The following is a 20,432-nucleotide window of genomic DNA, read 5'->3' on the forward strand; positions in this document are numbered from 1 at the left end:
CGCTGAATGTGGTTCGGGCCTGCGCAATCCACCGCGTGACGGTGAACTTCTCTAGGCTCGTCTGCATGCCTGACCCACAACCCACCAACTGGGCCGCCGGCCGCTATCAAGCCGTCGCCGATCAGATCGCCGTCATCGCCGGGGAGGTCGTCGCGGCCGCCGACCGGGTGCGTCCGGTCGCCGACACCGAACTGGTCGACCTGGCCTGCGGTACCGGCAGCGCCGCCCTGGCCGCAGTCAAGGCCGGCGCCCGCGTCACCGGCGTCGATCTCACCGCCGAGCTGATCTCGATCGCCGCCGAGCGGCCCGGCGCGGATGCGGTGCGGTGGGTGGTCGCCGACGCTGCGCACACCGGCCTGACCGGCGGCGGGTTCGGCACCGTGGTGTCGAACATGGGCATCATCTTCGTCGAGCCCACCAGCCTGGTCGCCGAGGTGGCCCGGTTGCTGGCCCCGGGCGGGGTGTTCGCGTTCTCCACCTGGGTGCGCGACGAGAGCGGCAACCCGTTCTACAACCCGATCATCGAAACCCTGGGTCAACCGCCCGCTGGGGCCTACTCCCCCGACCAGTGGGGTGTTCCTGACCTCGCGTGCTCCCGACTGGCCGCCGCATTCGACGAGGTACACATCGAATCCGGTTCGCTCACCTGGCGGTTCGACTCGGTCGAGTCCGGAGCGCGGTTCATCTCGGACGAATCACCGATGCATGTCGACCTGCTGGGCCGCCTCGATGAGCCGACGCGGGCCCGCCTGCTCGAAGCCTTCACCGCCGCCCTGCGGGCACACGCCGACGATGACGGCCGGGTCGCCTTCGATGCGCCCTATGCGGTGGTGACCGCAGTCCGAAGCGCGTGAAGCACGCCGCCACACAGCGGGTTCCAGCTCCGAAGGGAAGCCAGTTGAGGTCGTGCGCCAGAGGGGTCACCTCCTTACTTCTCGTCGTCATCCTGCTCTGTACGCCGACGAACCCGACTGCGGCCGGAACTCCCGACGCACTCGCGGCCGCCGTGGAACGCGCGTTCCGGCCACTCATGGCCCAATACGGCATACCCGGCATGGCCGTCGGGGTGACGGTCGACGGCCGGCAACGCTTCTTTGAATTCGGCGTCGCCTCCAGGCAGAGCGGTGCGCCGGTGTCACAACACACTCTCTTCGAGATCGGTTCGGTCAGTAAGACTTTCACCGGGACACTGGCGGCGTACGCACAGGTGCTCGGCCGAATCTCGCTGGACCACCACCCGGGCGCCTACCTGCCGGAGTTGGCGGGCAGCGCCATCGACACGGCCAACCTGCTCAACCTCGGCACCTACACGGCAGGCGGTCTGCCACTGCAGTTTCCGGCCGAGGTCACCGATGACACCCAGATGGTGAGCTACTTTCGGCAGTGGACGCCCGATGCCGCGCCCGGCCGGCAGCGCCGATATTCCAACCCGAGCATCGGACTGCTCGGTCACCTCACCGCGCTGGCCATGAACCGCGATTTCGGTGAGCTGATCGAGGCGGAGATCTTCCCGAGGCTGGGGTTGCACCGCACCTATGTCGATGTGCCGCAGGCCGAAATGGACCACTACGCCTGGGGCTACAACGCCGACGACGAGCCGGTCCGGGTCAACCCCGGCGTCTTCGATGCCGAAGCCTACGGCGTCAAGACCTCTGCCGCAGATCTGCTCCGGTTCGTCGAGGCCAATATCGCGCCCGATGATCTCGAGGCACCGATGCGCGATGCCGTCACGGAAACCCACATCGGCTATTTCCAGGTGGGCGACATGACCCAGGGGCTCGGCTGGGAGCAATATCCCTACCCGGTCCCCCTCGACCGGCTGTTGGCCGGCAACTCAGCCGCCATGGCCATGCAACCCCACCCGGCGCAGCCACTCGTTCCGCGGGCCACCGCGACTCCGGCGCTGTTCAACAAGACGGGCTCGACAGATGGGTTCGGCGCCTATGCCGTGTTCGTGCCCGAGAAACGGATCGGCGTGGTGATGCTCGCGAACAAGAATTACCCCATCGCCGCACGCGTCAGCGCGGCCCATGCTGTCCTCGAACACCTTTCGTCCGGACCCCGATGACGGCGAGGGTCTAACGTCGCGTTCCGCCGGACAGCATGGTCTCGACACTGTCGGCGAAGGCCGCGGTGGTGAAGCAGGTGGGTTCGGCGAACTCTTCGAGCGTGAGTGCATCGTTCCAATTGGCGTCGGCCGCGGCACGCAACAGAGGTTTGGCCATCGCGACCGCGTGCGGAGGCAGCGCGGCGACGCGTGAGCACCACTCATCCGCGGCCGTGAGCAGCTGCCCGTGGGCGACGACCTCCTGGACCAACCCGAGTCGCTGCGCGGTCTCGGCGTCGATGTGGTCACCTTTCAGGTAGTAAGCCAGCGCGCCCTGATAGCCGAGTCGCCGGGTGAGCGCCCAGCTGGTACCGACCTCCGGGATCAATCCCAATCGGGCGAAAGCCGGCACGATGACGGCCTTTTCACTGGCGATGGTGACATCACACGTGAGCGCCCAGGCCAAGCCGACACCGGCCGCCGGACCGTTGAGGGCGGCCACGAAGATGGTGTCCGCACCGGCGATGAGCCGGGCGATGCCTCCGAATTCACGCCGTATCCAGCGCCATACGTCCGCGGTGCCCTCGGCCTGGTAGCGACTCTCGATGGCCGAACGCATCATGCGCAGGTCACCGCCTGCGCTGAAGCCGGGATCGGAGCCGGTCAACACCACGGCACGAATATCGTTGGCGGCCACCAGATCCTCCAGCGCGCGGCGCAACTGGCGGACCAGCGGTGCGGACAGCACATTCAACCGGTCCGGCTCGTCCAGGGTCACCACCGCACGATCACCGCGGCGTTCGACGATGACCCGCGCCGGCGCATCCGGGTCGTCACCGTCGGAAACCATGCGGCGGTACAAGGGCTGATCCATGAGAACTACTCCTCAATCGGTCTGGCTTGCAATGCTTTCCATGCCGCGTCGGCAAATGTGTCGACGACGTCGCTGTCCATGTCGCCGCTGCCGCCGGCCAGCCAGTAGCGGGCATACTCGTGGGCGGGACCGAGCCACAGCGCGGCGGTGATGCCGGGCCGAAGCGCCACCAGCGCGCCATAGGTGTGATGCGGGCGCCACCAATCGCGGATGGCCGCGAAGAAACTCCGGTTGGTCTCGCGCAGCTCGGAGCTGTCCAGCCGGTCGCCGAGCAGAAGCGCCGCCTCGCCGCAGTGGGCCGCGACCCAGTTCAAGTGATTGCGGACGCCGCCGCGGATACCGCCTTCGGCCGTCGCCTGGTCACGCAGCATCGTCACGAAACCCTGCTGATATTCGGCCATGATCTGCGCGTAGACCGCGGCCGCCAATGCCGCCTTGTCGGGGAAGTGGTGGTAGAGCGATCCGACACTCACCTCGGCCTCACGCCGCACGTCGTCCAGCGTGGGGGCAATCGTTCCCTCGCCGGCGAACCGGCGCCGCGCAACCGACACCAACCGGTCGCGCGCACCCGTGGCCCTGGACGGTGGCACGAGGATTACTCTATCAAAACCGAGGAATTCTCTAGCGCTATTCCGCCTGGTAGAGAATTCCGCGGCCGATCGCCACCCGCACCTCGGGCAACGCCGCTTGCGCCAGTGCATCGGCATCCACGCCATGATGGGCCGCCAGCAGGTCGATCAGGGTGCCGAGCGGCACCTCACCCCGGCAACCGGCCAACAGCGCGCGCAGCACCTCGTCGACCCCGATGACGGCGGCCGGGCCGCCCGGGCGACGCACCGCCGCCCCGATCTGCTGCCAGCCCTCGGCGCCCGGCAGGAACTGCTCCTCCAGGAACACCGGCGCCGTGGACAGCCGGGCGGCCAGCAGCGCGTCGTCGGAGGTGTCACGCAGGTAGGCACGCCGGGCGAAGAACGCGTCCACCTCCACACCGGTGAGCGCCTCGTCGGCACCGGTGATCTCCTCGAAGATCTGCTCGGGCGACTCTCCGTCCCGCGGCACGCGCAACGAGATCATGCCCATGCCGACACCGGCGATGTCCTGTTCGGCGAACCAGTCGAGCCACTGCCCGCCGCGCTGCGCCTGCCGGTCGAGGTCCTCCCCGGCGTCGGCCAGCCACAGCGACACATAGCTGACCGGGTCGGCAAGTTCGCGCTGCACCACCCAGGCATGCAGGCCGGTCCCGTCCAGCCAGCCCGAAACCCGTTCCCGCCAATCAGATCCGGAACGCGCGATCCAGTTCGCCATGATGTGAGCGGTACCGCCCGGCAGCAGGTGGTCACCGACTTGCTCGATGAGGCTCTGGCACAACGCATCTCCGGCCAGGCCCGAATCGCGGTAGATGTAGTCGCGAGCGCCGGAGCCCACCACGAACGGCGGATTCGACACGATCAGGTCGAAGCGCTCGCCGGCCACCGGTTCGAAAAGACTGCCGCCGCGCAGATCCCAGGACATGCCGGCCAGGCGCGCGGTCATCGCCGCCAGGGCCAGCGCCCGCTCGTTGGTGTCGGTCGCCACGATCTCGTCGCAGTGCGCGTTGAGGTGCAATGCCTGAATGCCGCATCCGGTGCCCAGGTCCAGCGCGCGGCCGACGTGGTTGCGGGTGACGGCGCGGGCCAGCGAGATCGATGCGCCGCCGATGCCGAGGACGTGGTCGTGGCGCAGCGGCCCACGACGCACGGCAGCGTCCTGGTCGGACACCACGTAGAAATCCCGGCTGCCGTCGCCGTGCGGACGGATGTCCAAGGCCGCCCGGACCCGCTCACCGGTGAATTCCAGCACCCCGTTGGTCACCAACGTGTCCAGGCTGGTCGACGGGAACGCCGCCTCGACCAGACCAGGCGACTCCTCGGTGCCCAACAGGAACAGGCGCACCAGCGCAGCCAGCGGCTGCAGCTCCGCCGGCGCGGCGCGGGTTACCCGCAGCGCGGGCCACCACACCCCACGGCCCAGCGCCGCGTCGGCGTCGGCGCCCAAAAACTCTGCCACCCCGTCGGTGGTGTAACCCGCCGAGCGCAGATCGGCGCCGATCGCGTCGACGACAGCGCCGTCGACGCTCACCTCGGTGCCGCTCAAAACAGTCCCATCTCTTCGGGTTCGGCCGGCTCGATCAACTCCGGGCCGTTGTTGCGCACACTGTTGACCAGACGTGACACCTCACGGACGGAGATGCGGTCCAGATCGCCGTGGCCGCGCAGCAGCCCCTCGTCGATGGGCGCGTCCGGGTCCAGCCACCGGTCCCAGTCGGGTGCGCTGATGGTCAGCGGCATGCGGTCGTGAATCTCGGCGAGCGGCCCGGCGGCGTCGGTGGTGATGATCGTGCAACTGAGCAGCGGCGGCGCGTCCTTGGGCGCGCCCTTGGGACGCCAGGTGGTCCACAGCCCCGCCATGAACAGCAGCTCACCATCGGCGCCGTACATGTAGTAGGGCGTCTTCCCTTTCTTCCCGGCCTCCGGGTTGGGCTTCCACTCGTACCAACCGTCCATCGGGATCAGGCAGCGCTTGTTCTTGGCCGAGTTGCGGAACGCCGGCGAGCTGGTGACCTTGTCGGAGCGCGCATTGATCAGCAGCGGCCCCTTGGTGTCCGGACCGCCGTCCTCGGCGGTTTTCACCCACGGCGGGATCAGCCCCCACCGCATCGAGCGGACCCGACGCGTCGATTCGTCCTCGGGTTCGGAGTGCCGTTTGACCACGCTGCTGATGGTCGTGGTGGGAGCCACGTTGTAATTCGCGCCCGACACATCCTTGTCGCCGGAGCTCGACGCGCTCGCCGTGCTTTCATCGAGCGCCTGGATCTTCTGCGCCAGCAGCGCGGGATCGGTGGTCACCGCGAAACGTCCACACATAGTGCCCATGGTTGCAGAGTCGGCGGACAAGGCAGGATATAGAGCGTGAGCGCACGTGAGGAGCAGATGACGCACTGGCCGGCTCCGACGACGACGGTCCCGGTCGACGCGACGGTGACGGTGCCCGGGTCGAAGTCTCTGACCAACCGTGCGCTCGTGCTGGCCGCGCTGGCCACCGAACAGGGCACCTCGACCGTCCGTGGCGCGTTGCGCAGCCGCGACACCGATCTGATGATCGACGCGATCCGTACCCTCGGCGTCACCGTGCGGGAGGCCGACGGCGACGCCACCGAGCTCACGGTCAGTGGCCGCATCGCCCCGGCCCCCGATGCCCGGGTCGACTGCGGGCTGGCGGGCACGGTGTTGCGGTTCGTGCCGCCGGTCGCCGCGGTGGGCACCGCCTCGGTGACCTTCGACGGCGACGAACAGGCCCGGTCCCGGCCGATCTCCCCGTTGCTCGACGGGTTGCGCGGCCTTGGCGTCGATGTGGACGGCGACGCCCTGCCGTTCGCGGTGTGCGGTCGCGGCGCCGTGGCAGGCGGCACCGTCGAGATCGACGCGTCGGGTTCATCCCAGTTCGTCTCCGGGCTGTTGTTGTCCGGCGCCACCTTCACCGACGGGCTCACCATCGTGCATACCGGCACCTCGGTGCCATCGGCTCCGCACGTTTCGATGACGGTGGCGATGCTGCGCGACGCCGGTGTGCAGGTCGACGATTCCGTGCCCAACCGCTGGCGGGTCTCCCCCGGCCCGGTGGCCGCACGTGAGTGGAACATCGAGCCGGACCTGTCCAACTCCACACCCTTTCTCGCCGCCGCCATCGTCACCGGCGGTACGGTGCGGATCGCCGGCTGGCCGTCGGCCAGCATTCAACCGGCCGACACCATCCTCGACCTGCTGGCGAAGGTGAATGCCACGGTTCGCCAAGGTGATTCGTACCTGGAGGTCAGTGGCGCCGAGGGCTATGACGGGTTTGACGCCGATCTGCACGATGTCGGTGAGCTCGCCCCGACCGTGGCCGCGCTGGCCGCACTGGCCCGCGACGGTGCCACGTCGCGGCTGCGGCGTATCGCCCATCTTCGCGGCCACGAGACCGACCGGCTGGCGGCGCTGACGGCCGAGATCAACGGACTCGGCGGCGACTGCGCTGAAACCGAGGACGGCCTGCTCATCACGGCGCGTCCGCTGCACGGCGGGACCTGGCGCTCCTACGCCGATCACCGGATGGCGACGGCCGGCGCGATCATCGGCCTGCGGGTGCCCGGCGTGGAGGTGGAGAACATCGAGACGACCGCCAAGACCCTGCCCGATTTCCCGCTCATGTGGGTCCAGATGCTGGCGGGCGATCCGCCCGCGAGGGGGTAGTAAACCACTTGGGCGCACGGGATTACGACGAGTCCGATGTCCGGATCAGGCCGGGCCGCGGTACCCGTCCGCGCACCAAGATCCGGCCGGACCATGCCGATGCCCAGTCCGCGATGGTGGTCACCGTCGACCGGGGCCGCTGGGGTTGCGCGCTGGACCGCGACCCGCACCACCGCGTGGTCGCGATGCGGGCCCGGGAACTCGGGCGCACCCCGATCGTGGTCGGCGACGACGTCGACATCGTCGGCGACCTGTCCGGACGGCCGGACACCCTGGCCCGGATCGTGCGTCGCGGTGAGCGGCGAACGGTGTTGCGCCGCACCGCGGATGACGACGATCCGACCGAACGCGTGGTGGTCGCCAACGCCGATCAGCTGTTGATCGTGGTGGCGCTGGCCGACCCGCCGCCGCGCACCGGGTTCGTCGAACGCGCCCTGATAGCCGCATATGCCGGTGGGCTGAAACCCATTCTGTGCCTGACGAAATCCGACCTGGCCCCGCCCGAGCCGTTCGCCGAGCAGTTCTCCGACCTGGATCTGACCATCGTCACCGCGGGTCGCGAGGATCCGCTCGACGCCGTGGCACCGATGCTGAGCGATCAGGTCACCGTGTTTCTCGGGCATTCGGGGGTCGGTAAGTCCACCCTGGTGAATCGTCTTGTCCCCGAAGCGGACCGGGCAACGGGCGAGGTATCCGGGGTGGGCAAGGGCAAGCACACCTCGACCCAGTCGGTGGCGATACCGCTCGACGGCGAGGGCTGGGTGATCGACACCCCCGGGATCAGGTCGTTCGGCCTGGCCCACATCGAGCCGGACGACGTGATCCTGGCGTTCTCGGATCTGGCGGAGACCATCGAGGACTGCCCGCGGGGCTGCGGGCACATGGGTCCTCCCGCCGATCCCGAATGCGCGCTCGACACGTTGTCGGGGCCCGCGGCAGGCCGGGTCGCGGCCGCTCGGCGCCTGTTGGCGGTGCTGAAAGAGGGTGGACCGATCTGATGTACCACTGGGCGGCACTTCAGATCGACTGAGCACCGCAGCGCGCTATGGTCGCTGATCGTGGCTACTTATGTTCTCACCGGCAGCGCCTCCGGACTCGGCGCGGCCACCAAGAAAAGGCTGGAATCCGACGGGCATCGGGTGATCGGCGTCGACCTGCGAGATGCCGACGTCAACGTGGATCTGAGCACGGCCGACGGTCGTGCCGAGGCGATCGCGAAGGTCACGGAGCTGGCCGCCGGGGGCATCGACGGTTTCGTCCCGTTCGCCGGGCTGGCCGCGGCCACCGGGCGCCCGGCGCATCTGCTCATCGCCGTCAACTACTTCGGCGCGATCGAGCTGCTGGAGGGTCTGCGCCCGCTGCTGGCCGGGCGCGAGAACGCCTCGGTGGTGCTGATCAGCTCCAATTCCACCACCACGCAGCCGAATTGGCCGGCCGAGCTGGCCGAGGCATGCCTGGACGGCGATGAGGTGGGGGCCAACACCGTCGCCTCCACCTACGGCGATTTCGCGGCGGTGCAGGCCTATCCGGCGACCAAGGCGGCCCTGGCGTACTACGCGCGGACGAAGTCGGCGGAGTACATCGCGGACGGCATCCGGCTCAACGCGATCGCACCGGGACTCATCGATACCCCGATGACCCAGGAGGGCCGCAAGGACCCGCTGATCGGTGAGGGGATGGAGCAGTTCCTCAAGACCATTCCGGCCGGACGCGGCGGACGCCCCGAGGAAGTGGCCGCGCTGGTGGCATTCCTGCTGCGGCCCGAGGCGAGTTACTTCGTCGGCTCGGTCATCTTCGTCGACGGCGGCACCGACGCGGCGTTCCGCGGCAAGGACTGGCCGAAGGTGTGGGAAATCAACATGTGACGCGCCGCCGGGGAGGTCAGCGCCTGGCCTTGGCCTGATCGGCCTGCGCCTGCTGCTGTTCCTCCTCGGCCTGCTGCTTGGCCTGGGCGATGGCGGCCCGGCCCTCCGGGCTGGCCGCCGAGTTGCCCGGGTTCTTGGCGCTGGCCACCCCGGCGCTGCAATTGAGGTTGAGCAGCACCGTGTCGGTGACCGGCGTGAAGTTGTCGCCCTTGAGCCAGGGCGCCTTCTCCGAGCTGGTCACCACGCAATCGTCGTTGGACAGCGAGTCCCCCGAGCGGGTGGAGATGACGCCTTTCATACCGGCGTCCGCGAGCGCCGATTGCGCATCGGAGTACGTCTTCCCGGCGTAGTCGTCAGCGGACGCGACGCCGGTGGCCACCGCGCCGACGGCGACAGCTCCGGCCACCACGGTGGCCACACCCAAGAATTTGTTCACGGGCGATGACGCTATTGCCGCCGACTGCCAGGAACCTGGGACTGCATGGGGCAATCGCTTGGAGTCCGTCGAAACGCCGAACGTGAGCATGATGTCGATTCTTCTGGCGAATCTCGACACCATGCTCACGTTCGATGCGAAACCTACTTGCGGCGCCAGCCGCGCACCGTCTCGATGGCCGTCTTCAGGCCGCGCCGGCGTCCGGTGTCGGGATCGGTGACGCCGTACCCTTCGAGCTCGGTGAACATCCGCTCGCTGCGGGTCTCCGGCGCGTTGTCGGCCGTGTCCTTCAGGAACCGGTCCGGCAGCGACAGTTTGGCGATCGTGCGCCAGGTCTTCCCGTACTGCACCAGGAAGGGACCCGTGGTGTAGGGCAGGTCGTACTTGTCGCACAGCGCCCGCACTCGGACCGCGATCTCGGCGTACCGGTTGCTCGGCAGATCCGGGAACAGGTGATGCTCGATCTGGTGGCACAGGTTGCCGCTCATGAAGGCCAGCACCGGGCCGTTGTCGAAGTTGGCACTGCCGAGCATCTGCCGCAGATACCACTGGCCGCGGCTCTCACCCACCATGTCGGTCTTGGTGAATTTCTCTGCGCCGTCAGGGAAATGGCCGCAGAAGATCACCGCGTTGGCCCACACGTTGCGGATCACGTTGGCCACCGCATTGGCCTTGAGCGTCGACTTGAAGGTCGCGCCCGGGGACAGCGACGTCAACGCCGGCCAGACCACGTAGTCCTTGGCCAACTGCTGGCTCGCCTTGACCCCGAACTCGCGGACGCGGACCAGGGTGGCATTGCGGTTGTCGCGGCCCTTGAAGATCTTGCCGAGCTCCAGGTGCTGCAATGCCACGCCCCACTCGAAGCCGATCGCGAGCAGGGTGTTGAACAGCAGGTTGCCGTACAGGTTGAACGGCTTCCACTTCGCATCGCGGGTGACCCGGATGACGCCGTAGCCCACGTCGTCGTCCATGCCCAGGATGTTGGTGTACTTGTGATGCATGAAGTTGTGGGTGAACCGCCAGTGCTTGGACGCCCCGCTCATGTCCCACTCCCACGACGAGGAGTGAATCTCGGGATCGTTCATCCAGTCCCACTGGCCGTGCATGACGTTGTGGCCGATCTCCATGTTCTCGATGATCTTGGCCACGCCCAGGGTCACGGTGCCCGCCCACCATGCCGATCGCCGCGAACTCGCCGTCAGCAGCAGCCGCCCGGTCAGATCCAGGGCCCGCTGCGCGGCGATGGTACGACGGATATAGCGCGCATCGCGCTCACCACGGGAGTCTTCGATGTCCTGCCGGATCGCGTCCAGCTCGATGCCCAGGTTCTCGATGTCGGCATCGGTGAGATGCGCGAACGCAGGAACGTCGGTGATTGCCATCGTCAGCCTCCTCTCATTTACCTACGGTAGCGTAACCTACGACTCCGTAGGTTACTAGCCAGTAAAGCCTAGACGTCCAGAACACAGTCACCGGACGCAGCCGAAACGCATGTCTGGATCCGGGTTCCCGGCTCGTGTTCGACGCCGGTGCGCAAGTCGCGCACATGCCCGTCGACCAAGCCCACCACACACGACTGGCAGATACCCATCCGGCAGCCGAAGGGCATCTGGATGCCGACCTGCTCGCCGGCGTCCATCAACGGTGTCGCGCCGTCGACCGCGATCTCCTTGCCGCTGCGCTCGAATGTAACCGTGCCTCCGGCGCCGTGGGCGGCCGCCCGCGTGACGGCGAACCGTTCCAGGTGCAGATTGTCGGCGATGCCGGCCGTCGTCCATACCTGCTCGGCATCGTTCAGCATGCCTTCGGGCCCGCACGCCCACGCCTGGCGCTCGCGCCAATCGGCGACGACGTCGCCCAGACGCGACAGGTCCAGCCGGCCCTCGGTCCGCGTGCTGCGCACCAACAGCCGGTAACCCGGATGCGCATCGTGCAGCGCCGCCAGTTCCGGCCCGAACATCACGTCGGATTCCGTTGGCGCCGAATGCACATGCACGATGTCGGTGATCTGATCGCGGCGCACCAGCGTGCGCAACATCGACATCACCGGGGTGATGCCCGAGCCCGCGGTGAGGAACAACACCGACGCCGGCGCCGGATTCGGCATGACGAAATTGCCCTGCGGCGCCGCCAGCCGCACCACCGTGCCCGGCTGCAGGCCGTCCACCAGGTGGGTGGACAGGAAGCCCTCGGGCATCGCCTTGACCGTGATCGCGATGGTGCGCGCGCCGGACGAGGGCGTCTTGTCCGGTGACGAGGTCAGCGAATACGACCGCCAGCGCCACCGGCCGTCCATCAGCACACCGATGCCGACGTACTGACCCGGCTCATAGTCGAACGAGAATCCCCAGCCCGGCTTGATCACCAAGGTCGCGGAATCGGACGTCTCCCGCCGTACCTCGACCACCCGGCCGCGCAACTCGCGCGCCGACCACAGCGGGTTGGCGAGTTTGAGGTAATCGTCGGGCAGCAGCGGAGTGGTCACCTGACCCACGATGCGCCGCAAGGCGTTCCAGCCGGGGCGCCGATCGGCGCCGGCGATCGTGGGACGCACCGTGTCGGCCACATTGGCCGAGACCTTGATGTAGTTCTTGGCCATGAACCTACGGTACCGTAGGTTACCCGCCCGTAGCCAGTCGTACCCCCGACTTCGCAGGTCAGGACACCAAGGTGTTCTTGTACGTTTTCCCGTCCTTCATGATCACTTTGAAGTTGCGCTCGGGATCGGCCACCAGGTCCAGGCGCGCCAGCGGGTCGCCGTCGACCACCAGCAGGTCGGCCAGCGCACCCTCCTCCACCACACCGAGCTTGCCGGCATACGGGCTGCGCTTGCCCGAAAGCGCCAGCAGCTCGGCGTTGGTGGCCGTCGCCATCCGCAATGTCTCGGCCGGCGAGAACCACTTGCCGAGGCCGGCCAACAGGGCGCCCTGCTTCCGGGCCAGCTGCGGCGAGAACAGGATGTCGGTACCGAAGGCCGTCTTGATCTTGTACTTGCGGGCCAGCTGGTACACGTTGTCGACCCCGTCGACGATCTCCCTGGCCTTGGCCGCCTCATCGGAACCGGGCGGGAAGGCGCCGATCATCTCGGCGGGAATGGGCTGAGTACTCAGCCAGATGTCTTTGTCCGCCATTTCTTTCGCGGTGGCCTCGTCCATCAGGTGAGCGTGCTCGATATTCCGTACCCCGGCGCGGATCGCCTGCGTGATGGTCTGCGGGGTGTAGGCGTGCACGGTGACGTACGTGCCCCAGTTGCCCGCCGCCTCGGTGGCGGCACGCAGTTCGGGTTCGGTGAACGTGGTGACGTCCAGCGGACTGTGTGGCGACGACACCCCGCCGCCCGCGGTCAGTTTGATCTGCGACGCGCCCTGGAACAGCTGCTCGCGGGTCCGCATCCGCACCTCGTCGGGGCTGTCGGCGACCATGGCGGCGCCCAACGCCTCCTGATGCGACACGTGACCGGTGGTCCGCGGCAGGTCCGCGGGGGTGCGGAAGTCGCCGTGGCCACTGGTGACGGTGATGATCGCGCCCGAGGGGAAGATGCGCGGGCCGTCGACGGCACCTTCGTCGATGGCCCGCTTGAGCCCGAAACTCGGCCCACCCAGGTCGCGCACCGTGGTGAACCCGCGCATCAACGTGTCTTTGGCCTCGGCACCGGCCAGCAGATTGAGGTAGCCCGGATCGAGCGTCGTCAGTTGTGTCACGGGCGGCCGCACCAGCATCGTGTGCCAGTGGTTGTCGATCAGGCCGGGCATCAGGGTCCGGCCACCGCCGTCGATCACCGTTGCCCCTGGGTCGGCGGGTAGCGCCTGGGTCGAGATCTTCTCGATGCGGTTGCCCTTGACCCGGACATTCGACGGCGCCGACAGCGTGTCGGCGCGACCGTCGAAGATCCGCACATTGCGGAACTCCACCGATGCCGGTGCCGGACCGCCTCCGGGCGTGGGCGCGGGCCCCGGCGCCGACGGACTCGATTCAGCGGGCGGCGAGCTGGTCGCCGTGGAGTCGGCGCCGTCCTGAGCCGAACAACCGACACCGGCCAGGATCAGTGAAAGTGCCGCAATGATGCGCAGATTCCGCAACGGAATCCCCATTTCGTCGTAAATGGTCAGAGCAACTCGAGCAGAAACGGCAATTCCTGCGGGGCGTACCACGCCAGGTCGTGATCCTGTGCGTCGCCGACCGTGAGCTCGGCGTCCTCGTCCCCCAGATCGGCCTCGTCGATCACGTCGACCGCGGCCAGCACCGCGGCCTCCGCATCGGCGTTGTCGACATACACCGCGACCACGGCATCGATCGGCACCGGGCCCGACAACCGCACCACGGCGTCGTCGAGATCGGGACGAACGGTGACGTCATCGGCGTCGGCCACCACCACGGCCCGGCGCGGCGGCAGCTCCGAGTCCGGGGCGCCGGCGAGCAGCCGCAACGAGCCCAGCGCGGCGTCCCGCAGTGCCACCTCGGCGAGTTCCTCGTCGTCCCCCTCGGCATAGGCCTCGCGGAGCGTCGGGGTGACCGCGAAGGCGGTCCCGTTCACGACGAGCAGATGACGGTCGGCGACCAGCTGCTGCAGGGCGACCAGGGTCGTCGGAATGTAGACGCGCACACGGCGAGATTAGCCGTCGTCGGCGTCCTTTCGGTCGTCGGCTTGCGGGTCCTTCTCGACTGCGATGACAAAGTCGTCGCCGTGCTGGGTCACGCCGGCGACCACCGCGTCGTTCACGGCCTCCACCGCGTATTGGCGACGGACCACCAACGGGTCGTTGCGGAGGTCGCGCACCAGCGCAACCGCCAGACCGACCATCACCATCACGAACGGCAGCGCCGCGATGATGGTGATCTTCTGCAGGCCGTTGAGCGCATCCTCGCCACCGACCAACAGCATCACCGCCGCCACCGCACCGGTGGCCACGCCCCAGAAGATGACGGTCGGCCGCGTGGGTTTGATGGTGCCCCGCTCCGACAACGACCCCATCACGATGGAGGCCGCGTCGGCTCCCGACACGAAGAAGATAGCCACCAGAATCATCACCACGACGCTGGCGATCGTGGCGATCGGGTACTGGTCGAGAACGCTGAACAGCTGCTGCTCGATACCGATGTCGTCGCGCACGAGGTCGGCGCCTTCCTGCTGCGCCCGGATCGCCGCACCGCCGAACACACAGAACCAGATCAGCGAAACCACGCTGGGCACGAACAGCACCCCGGCGACGAACTGGCGGATGGTCCGGCCGCGGGAGATCCGCGCGATGAACATGCCGACGAACGGCGTCCACGAGATCCACCACGCCCAGTAGAAGACCGTCCAGCCCTGCAACCACGCCTTCACCTCGGCGCCTTCGGCACCCGTGCGGGCCGACATCATCGCCATGTCCTGCACGTAGCTGCCGATGGAGGTGGGCACCAGGTTGAGCATGAACACCGTCGGCCCGACGACGAACAGGAACAACGCCAGCGTGACGGCCAGCACCATGTTGATGTTGGACAGCCACTGGATGCCCTTGGCGACGCCCGACACCGCCGACAGCACGAACGCGACCGTGAGGATCGCGATGGTCATGATGAGGATGGCGTTGCCGGTGCGGCCGATCCCGCCGACGATCTCCAGTCCGCTGCGGATCTGCAGCGCACCCAGGCCCAGCGACGCGGCGGAGCCGAACAGCGTGGCAAAGATCGCCAGCATGTCGATGACCTTGCCCCACGGCCCGTTGGCGCGGTCGCCGAGCAACGGCTCGAACGCGGCGCTGATCAACTGCAACCGGCCCTTGCGGTAGACGCCGTAGGCGATGGCCAGCCCCACGACGGCGTAGATGGCCCACGGATGCAGCGTCCAGTGGAACAGCGTGGTGGCCATCGCGGTCTGCACCGCCTCGGGATTTCCCTCGAGGCCGGTGCCCGGCGGCGGTGTCGCGAAGTGCGACAGCGGCTCGGACACCCCGAAGAACATCAGGCCGATGCCCATACCGGCGGAGAACATCATCGCCACCCAGGACACGGTGCGGAACTCGGGCTCCTCGTCGTCGCGGCCCAGCGGGATGTTGCCGTAGCGGCTCAGTGCCAGCCAGATCACGAACACCACGAAGCCCGATGCGGTGAGAACGAACAACCACCCCGCGTTGTTCATCACCCAGTTCAGGGCGGAGGTGGAGGCGCTGGCCATCGACTCGGTGCTGACGAAACCCCAGACCAAGAATCCCACCGCGATCAGCGCGGTGACCCCGAACACCACCCAGTCGAGCCCCTCACGACGGGTGTAGGCCTTCTGCTCGACCGGAATGTCGAGCACCGGGTGGGGCACGACCTCGGACACGGGCGACTTCAGCGCGCCCTCGGTCTTCTTCTTGACCGTCGACTTGTCGGCGCTCACGGTGTGTTTGTCGGAATCTCGGTTGGTCGTCTCAGCTGGCATGATCAATTCATCAGATCGCGAATTGCAGCTCAGGTCAAACACCGCACCGGGTTTTCGCCGGGATTACCTGGCGGCTTCGAGCAACTCCTCGAGAGATTCGCGCAGCAGGCTGGGCAGCACGTCGACGTCGCTCATCGCATCCCGGTCGGCGTTGATCCCGAAATAGAGCATGCCGTCGTACGAGGTGACCCCGATGGCCAGCACCTGGTTGTGCAGCAGGGGCGGGACGGCATAGGTCTCCAGCAGCTTGGTGCCCGCCACGAACATCTGTTTCTGGGCCCCCGGCACGTTGGTGATCAACAAGTTGAACAACCTCGCCGAGAAACCGGTCGCCACCCGAATTCCCATGGCGTGCAAGGTCGGTGGCGCAAACCCGGACAGCGTCACGATGGTGCGCGCATCGACCAGGCTGGCCGCGGTCGAATGCGATTCCGTGGCGTGGGCGATCTGTGACAACCGCACCACCGCGTTGCCCTCGCCGACCGGAAGATCGACCAGGAACGGCGACACCTCGCTGATCGCCTGCCCGGGTCCGGTCGAATCCAGTTCGGCGTCCGGGTACACCGACATGGGCGCCATCGCGCGCACGGTGGTGCTGGGCGTCACCGGTTCCCCGCGTGACAGCAACCAGTTGCGCAGCGCACCGGCGACCACGGCCAGCACGACGTCGTTGATGTCGCAGTTGTAGCGGGCCCGCACCAGCCGGTAATCCTCCAACCGGTGGTGGGCCACCGAGAATCTCCGGTTGCGCGAAACCCTGGTGTTCAGCGGGCTGCTGGGGGCAGTGCCACGGGCCACGGTGCGGGCCACGTCGGCGACCCGGCGCCCCACCGCGGCGAGCTCGCTGGCACTGGTGGCCACCTCGGTGACGGTGTCCCGCAAGGCGGCCAGCTGACTGGTCGGCCGGGTGATCCACTCCCCGATCGCGCCGAGCACCAGTTGACGGTCGCTCGGTTCGCGGGCCGGAATCCAGATGTCCTCACCGAACTCCGGCGGCTTCTGCGACCGGTCGGCGATCACGTGCCCGATCTCGAGGGCGGTCATCCCGTTCACCAGCGCCTGGTGCGTCTTGGTGTAGATCGCGATGCGGTTCTTGGTCAGCCCCTCGACCAGATACATCTCCCACAGCGGACGGGTGCGGTCCAGCGGCCGCGAACCGAGCCGGGCGATGAGGTCGTGCAGCTGGGCGTCGCTGCCCGGGGACGGCAGCGCCGAGCGCCGGATGTGATAGGTGATGTCGAAGTCCCGGTCGTCCACCCACACCGGCCGCGCCAGGCCCAGCGTCACCTCGCGGACCTTCTGGCGGTAGCGCGGGATCTGCGGCAAGCGGTGCTCGACGGTCTCCAGCAAGGTCTCGTAACTCAGGCCGGACCGCGGCCTGCGCAGGATCGACAACGACCCCACGTACATCGGCGTTGCGGTGTTCTCCAAGTGGTAGAACGCTGCGTCGGACGCCGACAGTCTGTTCACCATGCGGCGCCAACCTCCCCTTATCGCTCCGCTCGAACCCCGTCACGGTAACCGGCGATTCCGCGACCGCGCATCACGGGTGCGCGAGACGCGAAAAACCCGTGCGATCATTGACAGGTCTGCACCTCTCCAGCAGATGTCGCCCGTCGATGCCGACCGCTGGAGGTTGCCCGTGCCCATCCCCGAACTCGCCGCACAGGGTTCTGCCCGTCCACCCTTGACCGCTCCGGTCATCGACTGCGAACCACCGGCACTGCCGCTCGGACAGGTGGCGTCGAATGTGCCTGTTGCGCCGTCTCGTCCGGCGCCCTGTCCCGCACCGACCGTGCGGCACCGGCATACCCCGCGCCGGTTGCGGGTGGTCGACGACCCACCGGAGCACCGATTGCAGGCCGACGCGGCACAGTTCGCCGACCTGGCATNCGCTGCGGCGGCCGCAGCAAATTCGGCCAAGCCGCTCGGCGCGGCCACCGGGCCCACCGACTGCGCGGGCGTGGGCGCGGCCTCGACCTGGACGTTGAACAGGAATCCGACGGACTCCTCCTTGAGCGCATCGAGCATGCCGACGAACATGTCGTAACCCTCGCGCTGGTACTCGACCAGTGGATCGCGCTGCGCCATCGCCCGCAGGCCGATGCCCTCCTTGAGGTAGTCCATCTCGTAGAGGTGCTCACGCCACTTGCGATCGATCACGTTGAGCAGAACGTTGCGCTCGAGCTGACGCATGGCGCCCTCGCCTGCCAGTTCTTCGAGCTGCTTCTCGCGCTCGGCGTAGGCCCGCTCGGCATCGGCGATCAGCGCGTCGCGCAGCTCGTCGCGGGTCAGTTCGCCTGGCTCACCGACCGCGTCGGAATCGATGAGGTCGTGGTGGTCGATGCCGACCGGGTACAGCGTCTTGAGCGCGTCCCAGAGCTTGGCCAGATCCCAGTCCTCGGCGTAGCCCTCGGCGGTGGCGCCGTCGACGTAGGCGGTGATCACGTCGACGAGCATGTCGTGCGCCTGCTTCTCGAGGTTCTCACCCTCCAGGATCATCCGGCGTTCCTTGTAGATGACCTGACGCTGCTGGTTCATCACCTCGTCGTACTTGAGGACGTTCTTGCGGACCTCGAAGTTCTGCTGCTCGACCTGGGTCTGGGCGCTCTTGATGGCGCGGGTCACCATCTTGGCCTCGATCGGCACGTCGTCGGGCAGGTTGAGCCGGGTCAGCAGCGATTCCAGCGTCGCGCCGTTGAACCGCCGCATCAACTCGTCACCCAGCGACAGGTAGAAGCGGGACTCACCCGGGTCGCCCTGGCGGCCCGAGCGACCACGCAGCTGGTTGTCGATGCGTCGCGATTCGTGACGTTCGGTGCCCAGCACGTAGAGACCGCCGGCCTCGACGACCTTCTTCGCTTCCTTGCTGGCCTCTTCCTTGATGGCCTTGAGGGTGTCGTCCCAGGCGGCCTCGTACTCCTCCGGCGTCTCCACCGGGTCCAGGCCCTTCTCCCGCAGCCGCTTGTCGGCCAGGAAGTCCGCGTTGCCGCCGAGCACGATGTCGGTACCGCGACCGGCCATGTTGGTGGCGACCGTGACCGCGCCGAGGCGCCCGGCCTCGGCGATGATGTTCGCCTCGGACTCGTGGTATTTCGCGTTCAGCACGTTGTGCGGGATCTTGCGCTTGGTGAACTGCCGCGACAGGTACTCGGAGCGCTCGACGCTGGTGGTGCCGATCAGCACCGGCTGGCCCTTTTCGTACCGCTCGGCGACGTCGTCGACGACCGCGATGTACTTGGCTTCCTCGGTCTTGTAGATCAGGTCGGACTGATCCTGGCGGACCATCGGCTTGTTGGTCGGGATGGGCACCACGCCCAGCTTGTAGATCTCGTGGAGCTCGGCGGCCTCGGTCTCGGCCGTACCGGTCATGCCGGACAGCTTGTCGTAGAGCCGGAAGTAGTTCTGCAGCGTGATGGTGGCCAGCGTCTGGTTCTCGGCCTTGATCTCGACGCGCTCTTTGGCCTCGATGGCCTGGTGCATGCCCTCGTTGTAGCGCCGGCCCACCAGCACGCGGCCGGTGAACTCGTCGACGATGATCACTTCGCCGTCGCGGACGATGTAGTCCTTGTCGCGTTGGAACAGCTCCTTGGCCTTGATGGCGTTGTTCAGGTAGCTGACCAGGGGCGAGTTGGCGGCCTCGTAGAGGTTCTCGATGCCGAGCTGGTCCTCGACGAACTCAACTCCCAGCTCGTGCACACCGATGGTGCGCTTGCGGATGTCGACCTCGTAGTGGACGTCCTTCTCCATCAGCGGGGCGAGCCGGGCGAACTCGGTGTACCAGTTGGAGGCGCCGTCGGCCGGGCCGGAGATGATCAGCGGGGTTCTGGCCTCGTCGATCAGAATCGAGTCGACCTCGTCGACGATGGCGAAGTTGTGGCCGCGCTGGACCATGTCCTCGGTCGAGTGCGCCATGTTGTCGCGCAGGTAGTCGAAGCCGAACTCGTTGTTGGTGCCGTAAGTGATGTCGGCGGCGTAGGCGGCGCGGCGCTCTTCGGGGGTCAGGCCCGACAGGATGACACCCACGTCCAGGCCCAGGAACCGGTGCACGCGGCCCATCCACTCGCTGTCGCGCTTGGCCAGGTAGTCGTTGACCGTGACGACGTGCACGCCCTTGCCGCCGAGCGCGTTGAGGTAGGAAGGCAGCACCGCGGTCAGGGTCTTGCCCTCACCGGTCTTCATCTCCGCGACGTTGCCGAAGTGCAGGGCCGCGCCGCCCATGATCTGGACTTCGAAGTGCTTCTGGCTCAGCACCCGCCAGGCGGCCTCGCGGGCGACGGCGAACGCCTCGGGCAGCAGGTCGTCGAGGTCTTCCCCGCCGGCGATCCGCTTCTTGAACTCGTCGGTCTTGGCTCGCAGCTCGGCGTCCGAGAGCTTCTCCATGTCGTCGGACAAGGTGTCGACATAGTCGGCGACCTTCTTGAGGCGCTTGACCATGCGGCCTTCACCGAGACGGAGCAACTTCGACAGCACGCTATTTCCCCTGTGGGTTCGATGGATCCCACGACGGGGATCGCTCGGGCTTAGTTGGCCTCC

The 20,432-nt window shown here is 67.5% G+C and carries 16 protein-coding genes and 1 pseudogene; 5 read left to right on the plus strand and 12 right to left on the minus strand.

The annotated features are described in order from the left end of the window. Positions 1-65: 65 nt before the first annotated feature. Positions 66-854, plus strand: a complete 789-nt coding sequence (locus tag BN4332_RS29780; protein ID WP_066903455.1) for a class I SAM-dependent DNA methyltransferase — start codon at positions 66-68, stop codon at positions 852-854. 89 nt (positions 855-943) lie between these two features. Continuing rightward, positions 944-2,068 (plus strand): class C beta-lactamase, encoded by a 1,125-nt coding sequence (ampC, locus tag BN4332_RS29785; protein ID WP_435405220.1) that lies wholly within the window; start codon positions 944-946, stop codon positions 2,066-2,068. A gap of 10 nt (positions 2,069-2,078) precedes the next feature. On the opposite strand, the gene BN4332_RS29790 is transcribed toward ampC, so the two are convergent. The 4 genes from BN4332_RS29790 to BN4332_RS29805 all read right to left on the minus strand — a co-directional run bounded on the left by BN4332_RS29790 (position 2,079) and on the right by BN4332_RS29805 (position 5,824). Next, positions 2,079-2,921, minus strand: a complete 843-nt coding sequence (locus BN4332_RS29790) for an enoyl-CoA hydratase/isomerase family protein (RefSeq protein WP_066903457.1) — start codon at positions 2,919-2,921, stop codon at positions 2,079-2,081. Between the two features lie 5 nt (positions 2,922-2,926). Beyond that, entirely contained in the window at positions 2,927-3,472 is a 546-nt protein-coding gene (locus tag BN4332_RS29795; protein WP_235654355.1) for a TetR/AcrR family transcriptional regulator, read from the minus strand. Positions 3,473-3,548: 76 nt separating this feature from the next. Further along, positions 3,549-5,054, minus strand: a complete 1,506-nt coding sequence (locus tag BN4332_RS29800) for a DUF7782 domain-containing protein (protein ID WP_066903461.1) — start codon at positions 5,052-5,054, stop codon at positions 3,549-3,551. Then, positions 5,051-5,824, minus strand: a complete 774-nt coding sequence (locus BN4332_RS29805; protein WP_200820471.1) for an SOS response-associated peptidase — start codon at positions 5,822-5,824, stop codon at positions 5,051-5,053. Before BN4332_RS29805 ends, BN4332_RS29800 begins: the two co-directional genes overlap by 4 nt. Positions 5,825-5,890: 66 nt before the next feature. On the opposite strand from BN4332_RS29805, the gene aroA reads away from it, so the two are divergent. From aroA to BN4332_RS29820, 3 genes are read left to right on the plus strand one after another with little or no spacing between them, the layout of a single operon-like run. After that, a complete protein-coding gene (gene aroA / locus BN4332_RS29810) occupies positions 5,891-7,189 on the plus strand; it encodes a 3-phosphoshikimate 1-carboxyvinyltransferase (RefSeq protein ID WP_066903592.1) in 1,299 nt (432 codons plus the stop codon). An 8-nt stretch (positions 7,190-7,197) separates the two neighbouring features. After that, a complete protein-coding gene (gene rsgA, locus BN4332_RS29815) occupies positions 7,198-8,187 on the plus strand; it encodes a ribosome small subunit-dependent GTPase A (protein ID WP_066903465.1) in 990 nt (329 codons plus the stop codon). A gap of 60 nt (positions 8,188-8,247) precedes the next feature. Then, entirely contained in the window at positions 8,248-9,054 is an 807-nt protein-coding gene (locus tag BN4332_RS29820; RefSeq protein ID WP_066903467.1) for an SDR family oxidoreductase, read from the plus strand. Positions 9,055-9,070: 16 nt separating this feature from the next. On the opposite strand, the gene BN4332_RS29825 is transcribed toward BN4332_RS29820, so the two are convergent. The 8 genes and pseudogenes from BN4332_RS29825 to secA form a co-directional block, all read right to left on the minus strand. After that, positions 9,071-9,490 (minus strand): PASTA domain-containing protein, encoded by a 420-nt coding sequence (locus BN4332_RS29825; protein ID WP_066903469.1) that lies wholly within the window; start codon positions 9,488-9,490, stop codon positions 9,071-9,073. A 143-nt stretch (positions 9,491-9,633) separates the two neighbouring features. Next, positions 9,634-10,872, minus strand: coding sequence for a fatty acid desaturase family protein (locus BN4332_RS29830; RefSeq protein ID WP_066903471.1), 1,239 nt, complete (start codon positions 10,870-10,872; stop codon positions 9,634-9,636). A gap of 68 nt (positions 10,873-10,940) precedes the next feature. After that, positions 10,941-12,089 (minus strand): ferredoxin reductase, encoded by a 1,149-nt coding sequence (locus BN4332_RS29835; RefSeq protein WP_066903473.1) that lies wholly within the window; start codon positions 12,087-12,089, stop codon positions 10,941-10,943. Between the two features lie 58 nt (positions 12,090-12,147). After that, entirely contained in the window at positions 12,148-13,581 is a 1,434-nt protein-coding gene (locus BN4332_RS29840; protein ID WP_074133230.1) for a metal-dependent hydrolase family protein, read from the minus strand. Positions 13,582-13,595: 14 nt separating this feature from the next. Continuing rightward, on the minus strand, positions 13,596-14,093 hold the full coding sequence (locus tag BN4332_RS29845; RefSeq protein ID WP_066903475.1) for a DUF6912 family protein: 498 nt from the start codon (positions 14,091-14,093) through the stop codon (positions 13,596-13,598). Between the two features lie 9 nt (positions 14,094-14,102). Beyond that, positions 14,103-15,896 carry a BCCT family transporter gene (locus tag BN4332_RS29850; RefSeq protein ID WP_066903477.1) on the minus strand — a complete coding sequence of 598 codons (1,794 nt, stop codon included), beginning with the start codon at positions 15,894-15,896 and terminating at the stop codon, positions 14,103-14,105. A gap of 63 nt (positions 15,897-15,959) precedes the next feature. Further along, entirely contained in the window at positions 15,960-17,369 is a 1,410-nt protein-coding gene (locus tag BN4332_RS29855; protein ID WP_066903479.1) for a WS/DGAT/MGAT family O-acyltransferase, read from the minus strand. 411 nt (positions 17,370-17,780) lie between these two features. Continuing rightward, positions 17,781-20,369, minus strand: a pseudogene (gene secA / locus BN4332_RS29860) (preprotein translocase subunit SecA); the annotation flags it as partial. Positions 20,370-20,432: the final 63 nt, after the last annotated feature.

Source organism: Mycolicibacterium houstonense (assembly GCF_900078665.2).
Classification (GTDB): Bacteria; Actinomycetota; Actinomycetes; order Mycobacteriales; family Mycobacteriaceae; genus Mycobacterium; species Mycobacterium houstonense.